This window comes from Priestia flexa NBRC 15715, from assembly GCF_001591565.1.
Classification (GTDB): domain Bacteria; phylum Bacillota; class Bacilli; order Bacillales; family Bacillaceae_H; genus Priestia; species Priestia flexa.
In genome coordinates, this window is sequence record NZ_BCVD01000037.1 from 17,588 (window position 1) to 30,103 (window position 12,516).

Annotated in this window: 10 protein-coding genes; 6 read left to right on the forward strand and 4 right to left on the reverse strand. The window is 37.9% G+C overall.

Features of this window, described 5'->3' with window-relative positions:
• The first annotated feature begins 1 nt into the window (after nt 1).
• From BFL01S_RS08475 to BFL01S_RS08485, 3 genes are read left to right on the forward strand one after another with little or no spacing between them, the layout of a single operon-like run.
• Nucleotides 2-919, forward strand: coding sequence for an ABC transporter permease (locus BFL01S_RS08475; RefSeq protein WP_061785443.1), 918 nt, complete (start codon nt 2-4; stop codon nt 917-919).
• 13 nt (nt 920-932) lie between these two features.
• Nucleotides 933-2,003 carry an ABC transporter ATP-binding protein gene (locus tag BFL01S_RS08480; protein WP_025908151.1) on the forward strand — a complete coding sequence of 357 codons (1,071 nt, stop codon included), beginning with the start codon at nt 933-935 and terminating at the stop codon, nt 2,001-2,003.
• 1 nt (nt 2,004) lies between these two features.
• On the forward strand, nt 2,005-2,922 hold the full coding sequence (locus BFL01S_RS08485; protein WP_025908150.1) for an ABC transporter ATP-binding protein: 918 nt from the start codon (nt 2,005-2,007) through the stop codon (nt 2,920-2,922).
• Between the two features lie 257 nt (nt 2,923-3,179).
• On the opposite strand, the gene BFL01S_RS08490 is transcribed toward BFL01S_RS08485, so the two are convergent.
• The 3 genes from BFL01S_RS08490 to BFL01S_RS08500 all read right to left on the reverse strand — a co-directional run bounded on the left by BFL01S_RS08490 (nt 3,180) and on the right by BFL01S_RS08500 (nt 8,207).
• A complete protein-coding gene (locus tag BFL01S_RS08490) occupies nt 3,180-3,755 on the reverse strand; it encodes a GNAT family N-acetyltransferase (protein WP_061785444.1) in 576 nt (191 codons plus the stop codon).
• 152 nt (nt 3,756-3,907) lie between these two features.
• Nucleotides 3,908-6,997: an efflux RND transporter permease subunit gene (locus BFL01S_RS08495; RefSeq protein ID WP_061785445.1), complete on the reverse strand. Its 3,090-nt coding sequence runs from the start codon at nt 6,995-6,997 to the stop codon at nt 3,908-3,910.
• Entirely contained in the window at nt 6,984-8,207 is a 1,224-nt protein-coding gene (locus BFL01S_RS08500) for an efflux RND transporter periplasmic adaptor subunit (protein WP_061785446.1), read from the reverse strand. The genes BFL01S_RS08495 and BFL01S_RS08500 overlap by 14 nt, the downstream gene beginning before the upstream one ends.
• A 561-nt stretch (nt 8,208-8,768) precedes the next feature.
• Between BFL01S_RS08500 and spxA the strand changes: the two genes are divergently transcribed.
• On the forward strand, nt 8,769-9,167 hold the full coding sequence (gene spxA, locus BFL01S_RS08505; RefSeq protein ID WP_025908146.1) for a transcriptional regulator SpxA: 399 nt from the start codon (nt 8,769-8,771) through the stop codon (nt 9,165-9,167).
• A 69-nt stretch (nt 9,168-9,236) separates the two neighbouring features.
• Here the strand turns inward: spxA and BFL01S_RS08510 are convergent, their stop codons facing one another.
• Nucleotides 9,237-9,899, reverse strand: coding sequence for a TerC family protein (locus BFL01S_RS08510; RefSeq protein WP_061785447.1), 663 nt, complete (start codon nt 9,897-9,899; stop codon nt 9,237-9,239).
• Between the two features lie 321 nt (nt 9,900-10,220).
• Here BFL01S_RS08510 and mecA point away from each other — a divergent pair, with 321 nt between their 5' ends.
• Both mecA and cls read left to right on the forward strand, forming a co-directional pair.
• Nucleotides 10,221-10,904, forward strand: coding sequence for an adaptor protein MecA (mecA, locus tag BFL01S_RS08515; protein WP_061785448.1), 684 nt, complete (start codon nt 10,221-10,223; stop codon nt 10,902-10,904).
• An 80-nt stretch (nt 10,905-10,984) separates the two neighbouring features.
• Nucleotides 10,985-12,502 carry a cardiolipin synthase gene (gene cls, locus BFL01S_RS08520; RefSeq protein ID WP_025908143.1) on the forward strand — a complete coding sequence of 506 codons (1,518 nt, stop codon included), beginning with the start codon at nt 10,985-10,987 and terminating at the stop codon, nt 12,500-12,502.
• Nucleotides 12,503-12,516 lie beyond the last annotated feature (14 nt).

A 12,516-nucleotide genomic window follows, 5' to 3' on the forward strand; every position in this document is an offset into this window, starting at 1 on the left:
GATGCAACAAATTCCAAAAAATATGTTTGAACCAGCATCAGTTGATGCAAACGAAGCAGAGAAGATTTCAAAGCCTAGTTTATCGTTTTGGAAAGATGTAGGCTTACGCTTTCGAGAAAATAAATTAGCGATGTTTGGTGTTGTATTACTAGCTCTATTAGTTTTCATGGCAATTTTCGGGCCAATGATGACGCCTTATGACTACAAAACAAATGACTTAATGAATACGAACCAACCACCTTCATCGGAACATTGGTTTGGAACAGATGACCTTGGTCGTGACGTGTTTACAAGAACATGGGAAGGTGCACGTATCTCGTTATTTATCGGTTTATCTGCTGCTTTAATCGATTTGTTCATCGGTGTTATTTGGGGAAGCATTTCTGGATACCGCGGTGGACGTACAGATGAAGCAATGATGCGTTTTGCAGATATCTTATACGGTGTTCCATATTTACTTCTTGTTATTCTTTTAATGGTTGTGTTAGAGCAAGGCTTAGGTACAATGATTCTTGCGATGACCATCACTGGATGGATTAACATGGCGCGTATCGTTCGCGGACAAGTACTACAGTTGAAAAACCAAGAGTACGTGATGGCAGCTCAAACGCTTGGAGCCGATACAAAACGAATCCTATTTAAGCACTTAATTCCAAACTCGATGGGACCAATTTTAGTAACAATGACGTTAACAATTCCATCAGCAATTTTTACAGAAGCTTTCTTAAGTTATTTAGGACTAGGTGTTCCCGCACCACTTGCAAGTTGGGGAACAATGGCTTCGGATGGATTACCAGCATTAGAATACTATCTATGGCGTTTATTCTTCCCAGCAACGTTCATTTGCTTAACAATCTTAGCATTTAACGTAATTGGTGACGGACTGCGCGATGCATTAGATCCAAAACTACGTAAGTAAGGAAGTGAAACCTATGTCACGTTTATTAGATGTAAAAGATTTGGAAGTTTCATTCCAAACATACGGTGGAGAAGTTAAAGCTGTGCGAGGTGTTAACTTCCACTTAGATAAGGGTGAAACGCTCGCAATTGTAGGTGAATCGGGCTCAGGGAAAAGTGTAACATCACAAACAATTATGCGCCTTATTCCAATGCCACCAGGTCGAATTAATAAAGGTCAAATTTTATTTGACGGTATTGATCTTGTAAAGAAAACAGATAAGCAGATGGAGGCAATCCGTGGAAAAGATATAGGGATGATTTTCCAAGATCCAATGACATCTTTAAATCCAACGATGAAAGTTGGTAGTCAAATTGCTGAAGTACTTGTTAAGCATTCTAAAATGTCAAAAACACAAGCAAAAGAGCGTGCGATTGAGCTATTAAAGCTTGTTGGTATTCCATTTCCAAATCAGCGTGTTAACCAATATCCTCACGAATTCAGTGGTGGTATGAGACAGCGTGTTGTAATTGCAATGGCATTGGCATCGGATCCAAAGCTATTAATTGCCGATGAGCCAACAACAGCTCTTGACGTAACAATTCAAGCTCAAATTTTAGAATTGATGAAAGATATTCAAAAGAAAACAAATACATCTATTATTTTCATCACGCATGACTTAGGAGTAGTAGCTAACGTTGCGGATCGCGTTGCTGTTATGTATGCCGGTCAAATCGTCGAGACGGGTACAGTGGATGAAGTATTCTATAATCCACAGCATCCTTATACATGGGGACTACTTGCTTCAATGCCTAGCCTTGACAGCGATACAAAAGAAGAGCTGGCTGCAATTCCGGGAACACCGCCAGATTTAACGAATCCACCAAAAGGTGATGCGTTTGCTCCGCGTAATCCATATGCGATGAAAATTGATTTTGAGCAAGAACCACCAATGTTTCAAGTATCGGATACGCATTATGCGAAAACATGGTTATTACATCCAGATGCACCAAAAGTAGAACCGCCAGCATCTGTGACAAGCCGTATGCGTCCAGTAAAAGGAGCTTATACAAAACCAGTTTTATCTCGAAAGGACGGTGAATAAGATGGCTGAAAAGTTACTAGAAATTAAAAATTTAAAGCAGCACTTTCCAACATCAAAAGGAACGATTAAGGCTGTTGATGGTCTGACATTCGACATCTACAAGGGGGAAACATTAGGTCTTGTAGGAGAGTCTGGTTGTGGTAAATCAACAACGGGTCGTACTATTATTCGCCTTTATAACGCAACGGATGGTGAAGTGTTATTTAACGGTGAAAATGTTCACGGTCGTAAGTCAAAGTCTGAACTGAAGAAATTCAACCGTAAAATGCAAATGATTTTCCAAGATCCATATGCATCACTAAATCCACGTATGACGGTAGCTGATATTATTGCAGAAGGAATTGATATTCACGGTTTAGCAAAAAGCAAAGAAGAGCGTATGAAAAAGGTTCAAGCCCTTCTTGAAACAGTAGGATTAAACCGAGAGCACGCAAACCGCTACCCACATGAATTCAGTGGTGGCCAACGCCAAAGGATTGGAATTGCTCGCGCACTAGCTGTTGAGCCAGACTTCATTATTGCTGATGAGCCAATCTCAGCACTTGATGTATCGATTCAAGCTCAGGTTGTTAACTTAATGAAGAAGCTACAGCGTGAACGTGGATTAACATACTTATTTATCGCCCATGACCTTTCAATGGTAAAATACATTAGCGATCGTATCGGCGTAATGTATCAAGGTAAAATTGTAGAGCTTGCGACAAGCGAAGAGCTATACCGTAACCCCATTCATCCTTATACAAAAGCATTGCTATCAGCAATCCCGTTGCCAGATCCGGATAGTGAGCGTACGCGTCTGCGTCAAGTATATGATCCAAGTATTCATAATTACGATGGTGAAGAGCCTGAACTTCGTGAAGTATCACCAGGACACTACGTATCTTGCTCACAAACTGAGTTTGCTAAATACACGAGTTGACAAAAACGATCTCACAAGAGGTCGTTTTTTCTGATTATATAGGACTAGAAAATCATGTCATTTACTCTGACATCTTACTTTAAAAATATTATACATGAAAGTAGGATTAAATACTATTAAAAATTTTCAGAAATTTATAACATCGCTTTCTTTATGCATATAAAACTTCTTAAAATCAATATTTTCCCATTTTTTATTCTGTATCTTGTATAAATATAAAAAGTGAACAATTGTTGGATAGTTCCTTTTTAGAAAGATTATAGCTCAGATAGAATGTCTATATCTTCACGATTTTTATCTAGTACTAACACTTCGTCAACAGGTTGGTATTTTTCACCATAAATTTCTTTATCTTTGTAAGTATGAATTAATTCATACGTTTTTTTCATGCTGTTTAAAATACTCTCTTCGCTTTCTTCAGTAGGAGACCAGTAGAGGATTTCCATTTGATTGACTTCGTTTGTCGCTAGAGATCGACGTTTGTAACCAATAGAAGTCGCGTGCTTAAAACCTTCTCTTTTGTAGAAGTGAAGACGTTTTTCACTGTCGGAATCAGCATAGTCAACGGGTTCAACTTCTAAAATAATTGGCTTTTGATGATCTTTAAGCTTGTTGATTAATTTTCCACCTAACCCTTGTCCTCGCGCATCCTTTGATACAAATAAGTAATCAACAAAGATAAACTCATCCGTTTCGACATACATCAAGACGTGGTGAGGACCTTCATCTTTGTTGTAAATTTCACTTTGTTCACTTAATAGTAGCTCTAAATGCTTCTTCGATTTCATTTCTTCTATAGGAAAGTATTGACTTAATTTTTCATACCAATTCATAATACCCCTCCTTTGGGATTAAGTGACTCACTTTGTTTTCCTTTTAGAATTACCCGTTTTTCTTTAAAATAAACGACAATAAACATAGAAAAACCACTCATCACGGGGACTAAATTGTTAGCCATCAAAATGAGTGGTTCAAGGGAAGGGGATTAACTTTCTTCAATCAGTTTTTGTTCTTTTTTCGCTTTCTTTTTCAACTTTCGCTTTTCAACTAGATAATAAATGACTGGAATAAAAATGAGCGTAATAATAGTAGCAAAGCTTAGGCCAAATACAATGACAATGGCCATTGGCTGCTGTAGTTCTGTTCCTTCTCCAATACCTAGCGTAAGAGGAATTAAGCCGATAATCGTCGTAAGTGTTGTCATTAGAATCGGACGAAGTCTCGTTGGACCTGCTAGTAAAATCGCTTCTTTTAATTCGTAGCCTTCTTTACGAAGCTGCTGTAAGTAATCGACTAATACAATGGCATTATTTACAACAATACCTGTTAAAATTAAAATTCCAATTAAAGAGCCTACGCCTAAAGGTTGATTGGTAATTAGCAAACCGCTTATGATTCCAATAAAAGTTAGGGGAACGGAAAGCATAATGATAAATGGATACAAGAAAGATTCAAACTGTCCTGCCATTACCATATAAACAAGAACTACTGCTAAAGCAAGTGCAAGTGAAAGCTTATAAAACGCATCATTCATCTGTTCATTCTGACCACCAAATACAATTTTATATTGCTTGTTTGGTAATGAAATTTCGCTTTTTAGCTGCTTTTCAATATCATCTGTAATACTTCCGAGGTCACGTCCAATAATGTCTGCTGTGACACGAATTTCTCGCAATCGATCTTCACGCGTAATTTGCGATGGACCTTGTCCCCTTGATATATCAGCAACCGCTTTTAGCGGAACCGTTGTACCAGTTGGCGATTTAATTAATAAATTTTCTAAGTCAGATGTTGAAGCTGTATCTTTTCGATCAATTAATAAGCGAACGTTTAGCTCTTCACCGTCACGAGCAAGCTGGCTAGCGACAACGCCTTGTGTAGCTTCTGATATCGTGCTGGAGATTTGTGCACTTCCAATTCCGTATTGTGATGCTTTATCACGATTGATTGAAATCACAACTTCAGGATTTCCATCGTTATAGCTTGACTCGGGTTCTCTTACCCCGTCAATTTCAGATAAAATATCGACAGTTTGATCTGAGATTCTCACTAATTCATCCAAATCAGGGCCTGAAATTTCAAGAGATATCGGATCTCCGGTAAAGCCTCCTTCACTAGATGATACGGTTGCATCAACGCTCGGAATGTCGTTAAGCTTATTGCGGATTTCATCAGCTATTTCTTTATCTGAACGATCTCGCTCATCTACAGGTTTTAATAAGATGTTATAAGTAGCCTGATTTGTATTCGATCCAGCGGAGCCTGAAAAGTTATTCGATCCACCTACGGTAACGGATGATAAGTCAACCTCTGGAATATCTTTAAGAATTTCATTAATTTCTTCCGTTTTCTCATAAGTTGCTTCTAAAGCCGTTCCTTGAGGTAGCTTAGCTGTAACAGAAACGGTGCTCTGATCTTGGGCAGGAAGGAATTCTGTTCCGATAAAAGGAATTCCTGCAAAGGATAAAGCAAATAGAAGTAAAACTGCACCAACTGTTTTTTTCGGATGGCGTAGAGCGGTGTCTAATCTTCGTTTATAAAAATGCTTTACTTTACCAAACAACTTTCCATCTGTATTACTTTGCTCTTTTTCACGTGTCGCTAACTTAAGGAACAGTGAAGAAAACAGAGGTACAATGATTAAAGCTGTAAATAAAGACGCAAGCAATGAAAAGCTGATAACTAAAGCTAACGGCTTAAAGAGCTGCGCAGCCAGTCCATCTACGAATACTATTGGAAGAAAGACAACAACAGTTGTTAGAGTGGAAGCAATGATTGCTGTCCCAACTTGATTTGTTCCTTTAATAGCCGCATCTTTCTTTGATAACCCTTGCTTTCGAAGTCGGAAAATATTCTCAAGAATAACGATGGCATTATCTACCATCATCCCAATTCCAAGTGCTAGTCCACCTAATGTGAGTAAGTTAAGCGTTTGACCGCTAAAGTACATAAATACAAAGGTTGTGACAATTGAAAGTGGAATTGCAAGACCAATAATAATGGTACTACGAAGATTTCGTAGAAATAGGTAAAGGATAATTGATGCTAAAATGCTTCCGATAATCATATTGGACGTTACGGATTTAATGGACTGATTAATAAAATCACTCTGATCCAAAATCGTATCTATTTTTACACCTTCAGGAAGCGTTTGATTTAGCTCTTTCAGCCTGTCATCAATTTCATTTGCTACGGAAACAGTATTTGCCCCTGATTGTTTTAAGACAGAGATTCCAACAGCTTCTTTTCCATTTAGGTAGCTCAGTTGGTCAGCGTCTGCATAAGCTTCTTTTATCTCTGCTAAATTTTCGAGCTTAATAACACCAGACTGTGTAGGAATCGGGAGCTCTTTAATATCTTCAATTGAAGTAAACTGTCCCGTAATCCTTATTGGTAAGTTTTGATTTTGATCTTGAACATTTCCAGCGGGTAAGTTTAAATTTTCTGATCCGATAATTTGTTGAAGGTCTTGTAACGTTAAGTTATAAGAAGCCATTTTTTGCTGATCAAGCGTTAGTAAGATTTCTTTTTCCGCTCCACCCGATACCGTAACGGAAGCAACACCATCAGCTCCATCTAGAGCAGCTTTAATATCTTCTTCTGCAATTTGTTTTAAATCTTCTAGAATTTGCTCATTTTCACTTGTTAATGAGAGCTGAACAATCGGTAGATCACTTGGGTCAAAGCGCATGACTCGCGGTAGGGAAGCACCTTCAGGTAGAGCTTCGCGTGCCATGTCGATTCGCTCGCGCATATTTAACGTAGCGAAGTTCATATCGGTTCCCCACGTAAACGAAACAAGCACGAGTACGCCACCGTTTTGAGAGACAGATCGTACGCTTTCAACATTAGGCAGCGTACTCATAGAACTTTCAAGTGGTTCTGCAAGCAGGTTTTCAATTTCTTTTGGACCTGCTCCGTCATATGTAGCTGTAACGGCAGCTACGGGAAACGTTAATTCAGGAAATAAATCAACGGGCATGTTTCTTCCACTAACGCCTCCAAGAATGAGAAGAAGAACAAGAACCATTGACATGGCAACAGGGCGAAGAACGGATAGCTTAACTATTTTCATCTTGTTTTTCACTCGCTCGTTGCTTTACTTCATTGCCGTCTTGTATCTGATCTTTTCCATCAGTCACAATGACATCATCTGCTTTTAGACCATCGACAACTTGATACTGGTCGTCATTTGCAAATCCTAATGTGATAGGAGTCTTAACTGCTTTCTTCCCATTAACAATATATACATACGCTTGCTCTTCATCGTACGAGATGGCGCTGGATGGAATGACTAACGCATCTGATAAAGAATCAATTGTTACTTCTCCAGTTGCTTTCATGCCACCTTTTACTTGACTCTTTGCATTTTCAATAGGTGCTTTTACTGTGAACAGTCCAGTTTCAGGATTAGCGGTAGGAGACACGGTTGAAATTTTACTAGTAAATTCTTGTGTTACCCCGTCAAATGTAAGTTTAATTTGGTTTCCAGCTTTTAATTGTGATACTTGATAGCTGTTAACTTGAAAAGTAGCATCCACATTGGATTGATCAATGACCGTCATAAGTGGAGTACTAGGAGCGGCAATTCCATTTTCAACAGCACTGACATCCGCAATCGTTCCGCTTATTGGAGCAGTTAGACGAGTAGATGCAACAATCTGCTCAGCCTGAGCAACTGCTTGGTTTGCTTGTTGCTGTTGCTGCTTTAACTGCGGAAGCATATCAGGAGTTAATGAAATCTGTGACAGAGACTTTTGAGCTAACTTTGCTTGATTTAATGAAATTTCGAGTCCGCTTTGCACTAAATCAGAAGAGGTTACATCTCCATTTTGAGCTTCCTCTAGCAAAGATTCTGATTTGTTCATCGAAGCTTCAAGTTCCTTTTGAGCCTGTTGAATTTCTTGGGATTGATCAGGCGTAGCTTTTGCTTCTGCTTCTTTAACCGCTTTACTAATATCAGCAGCCGCTTGTCTAGCTTCATTAAGCTGTTTAGTTGCTTCGGAAGCATCTAAAGACACAAGCAAATCACCTTTTTGGACAGTATCACCTACTTTAACATGGACTTTTTCTACGTTTAAGGGGTTTGCCGTTACAATAGGGACTTGTTTTGAAGGCATCGCTACTCCCGATAGTTCAGTGGTGTTAACCAAGTCACTTTTTGAAACTTTTGCTGTTTCTACTACCGGTACGTTATCTTTCGTGTCTTCGGTAGTAATTTCTTGCGGAGCACAAGCGGCTAATAATAAAACAGTCGTAACAGCGCTAAGCTGCAAGATTTTCATGTGTGAATCACCTCGTTGGCCTAAATTTCTTCATAATAAACTACATCGTCTCAGTTTGCCTATTATCTCTTATAAAATTATGATTCTTTTTGACAAAAGTCATGCAAAAATTGACGAATACCTATCTTTTAATATACACGTATCTTCCTATTATTTCGCCTAATAAGGTGCTCATGTAAGAAAAAATCCAAACTGTTGATCTTTGATGAAAAAAAACAAATAAAAGTTTGACAAAAAAGTGAACAAATAAAAAATTTGAAACTTAATTTGATGTTTAAACGTATTAGTAGTGTGGTAAATAATTAGTGACAGATTTTAAAAATGGTTTTGCACAATAAAATAAGGATACCATTTCAATAAAAATTGTAGTATAATGCAAAATAGATATTATCTTATTTAAAGTAATTATAAAATAATATCGATTTTCATTATCAGTCATTAACTATTTACAATCGTTAACTTTTCATAAAAACAGCAAGATGTTAGTATAAAGAAAAATAACTTATGGCTAAGATTTTTTGCCCATTATGACCGATTATGATAGAAGGAGTGAAGGATTAAATGGTTACATTATATACATCACCAAGTTGTACGTCTTGTCGAAAAGCGAAAGCATGGTTAGAAGAAAATGAAATTGCATATGTAGAACGAAATATCTTTTCAGAGCCTTTATCAATTGATGAAATTAAACAAATTTTACGAATGACTGAAGATGGAACAGATGAAATTATTTCAACGCGTTCTAAGACATTCCAAAAATTAGATGTTCAGGTAGACGCAATGCCTCTTCAAGATTTATATGAATTAATTCAACAAAATCCAGGCTTATTACGTCGCCCGATCATCATTGATGAAAAGCGTCTTCAAGTTGGATATAACGAAGATGAAATTCGCCGTTTCTTACCTCGTAAAGTTCGTACTTTCCAACTTCGTGAAGCTCAACGCCTTGTTAATGGTTAAATAGAACATTAGATATAATATAAAAGCCTTCATGTATAACATGAAGGCTTTCTTGCTCCTATATTCTGCTTATTGTGAGCGAAATTTATTAATTAATAGTCCGCTCGCTAAGACCAAGATGACAGTGATGACTGGAATTGATGTTTCAAGCGTATGATTATTGGCGAAGAAGCCGTGTAGGTTCTTTTCGTGTCGAATCATATTTCCTGCTGTGTAAGCTAGAATACCCGCTCCTGCATAAATAAGTAGAGGAAAACGTTCCATTAAGTATAGGATAAGCTTACTTCCCCATACAATAATAGGAATAGAAACGAAAAGACCAATAATCACCAGTAAGATATTCCCATGAGCTGCACCAGCTACGGCGATGACGTTGTCTAAGCCCATGACAAGGTCAGCAAATACAATGGTGCGAACCGCAGCGCCTAATGTAGCACTTGCCTTAATATTGGAGGATTCGTCTTCATTTGAAACGAGCAGCTTAAATGCAATGACTACTAATAAAATTCCACCAATTAGTTGTAAATAAGGAATAGTTAATAAATAAACAGCTAAAATAGTAAGTAAAATACGAACTACAACAGCTAGCCCTGTACCAAGAACGATTGCTTTGTTGCGCTGTTTCTCAGGGAGGTTTCGGCTAGCAAGGGCAATTACAATTGCATTGTCTCCACCTAGTACGATATCAATACCGATAATGAGTAGGATGGAGGTGATTAGTTCCAAGTCCAATATACGTCGCCCCCCGATTTGTGTAACAGTTTGTGCTATTACGCAGTATTGAGCCTTCAGTCGTATCATGTTAAGGTTGCACCGGCTCGCATGGTTAACAGAGTGTTTTATTTCCCTTCCATAGGATTTTATCATAGAATGGATATATGAGGTGTACAGAAAGATTCTATGCTTGTTTACGTGGAGTTAGAATACTTTACAAATTTGTAAAGTCCATGTAGTATTGCTTTAACATAAAGGAAAATAGTCCTTATTTCGTTAAGGTAATGAGAAAGAAAGACCGTATTGCCTTCACTGATTTTTCCGAAGGGAGAGATGATAATGGAAATCGAACGCATTAATGAAAATACGGTAAAATTTTTTGTCACATACGTTGATATTGAAGAACGAGGATTTGACCGAAATGAAATTTGGTTTAGCAGAGAACGAAGCGAGGAACTGTTTTGGGAGATGATGGATGAAATTCATCAAGAAGAAGAGTTCGTAGCAGAAGGTCCGCTTTGGATTCAGGTACATGCGCTTGAAAAAGGCTTAGAAGTTATTGTAACAAGAGCTCAAATTTCAAAAGATGGTCAAAAATTCGAAGTACCAGTTGGCGAAAATGATAAAATTGATATCCCTGTAGACGGAAAAGTTGAAGCGCTGTTAGATCAGCATCAAGCCAACCAAAAGAAAAAGGATGAGCTTGAAGAGGATGTCATTGAAGATGAAGGCCTGCATTTTGTGGCTCATTTCCGTGACTTAGAAGATTTAATCATGTTAAGCCACCATCTAGAATTAGATGAGCTAATCAATCATATGTATGTGTTTGAAGGCAAATATTATTTATATGTAGAATTTACAGATGATGAAGACTTCGTCACTGAGATTGATAATATATTAAGCATTATTTTAGAGTATGGAAATGAGTCTCATTTAACTGTGCACCGTTTAATGGAATATGGAAAGCAGTTAATGAGCGATAATGCATTAGAACAATTAAAGGCTCATTTTCCGTTAAGATAAAAGTGGCCGATTTCATGTATGTGAAATCGGTCTTTATTATGAACGAACAGCATGTTCATTAGTAGGATAGGTGAATAAAATTGAAAAATCGTTTACAGCTACTTGTGTTTATTGCAGGTCTTGTTGTCGTTCTTGTTTTGACAAAAGAGTATTTGAGTGGTCAAATTATTGGGATTCTGAGCTTGCTGATTACCATTAGCGTGATCTTTATTGGATTAGTTATTTCACTTGAAAATCGTCACCCAACCCAAACGTTAACATGGCTTGTCGTTTTAGGAAGTTTTCCTGTTGTCGGCTTTTTCTTTTATCTACTGTTTGGGCGAAACATTCGAAAGAGACGATTGTTTGCAAAAAAAGCGAAGCTAGATGAGCAGGTTTTATTGAAGATGGAAAGAGATTCTTCAATCTTTGATGAGCAGGTTGAGCGCTTTGGTGAAAAACGTAAACAGTTATTAACATTAGCTACTCAGCTCGGGAAAGCTCCCGTTTCATTTGCGTCTGATACGCGAGCACTCACGAATGGTGACGAAACATTTGATGAAATACTTGAAGCTCTACAGCATGCGCGTCACCACATTCATATGGAATATTACATTGTCAGACATGATGACCTAGGACAAAAAATTAAAGATATTTTGATTGAAAAAGTACAAGAGGGTATTTATGTGCGCTTTTTGTACGACGCCGTTGGAAGTTTTAAGCTTTCTAAGCACTACATTCACGAAATGCGAGAAGCAGGCGTAGAAATGGTACCATTTTTACCTGTTCGCTTGCCGCTGTTAAACAATAAAATTAACTTTCGAAACCACCGTAAAATTGTAGTGATAGACGGAACGATTGGATTTGTCGGAGGGTTAAATATTGGGGATGAATATCTTGGTCAAAGTCGACACTTTGGCTTTTGGCGTGACACGCATCTTCAGGTTCGTGGCGAAGCGGTGCGCTCTTTACAACTAATTTTCTTACAGGACTGGTATTATATGACGGGTCAAACGCTGTTAACCCAAACCTATTTGTCACCAGACTTAATTGATGTTGATGAGGAGAGCTGCGGGGGAGTTCAAATGATTGCTGGAGGTCCGGACCGAGAATGGGAAGTTATTAAACACTTATTTTTCTCCATGATTACGTCAGCACGAGAATCAATTTGGATTGCATCACCGTATTTTATTCCTGATGAAGATATCTTCACAGCGCTGAAAGTAGCAGCGCTTAGCGGAGTAGACGTTAGGTTACTTGTACCAAAAAAACCAGATAAAAAAATCGTTTTTCATGCTTCACGCTCTTACTTTCCAGAGTTACTAGCAGCAGGAGTGAAAGTGTATGAATACGAAAAAGGCTTCATGCACAGTAAAATTGTGATTGTGGATAAAGAAATTGCATCGATTGGTACTGCCAACATGGATATGAGAAGCTTTCATTTAAACTTTGAAGTGAATGCTTTTCTTTATAAAACAGCAAGTACTCAAAAGCTCGTTTATGAGTATATGCAGGACTTAGAGGTGTCTTCGTCACTTCATTTAGATCAATTTCAAAAGCGTCCCATCTTGCAGAGAGTTTTCGAGTCAACATCTCGATTATTATCACCTCTACTCTAAGAAAGACTGAGACA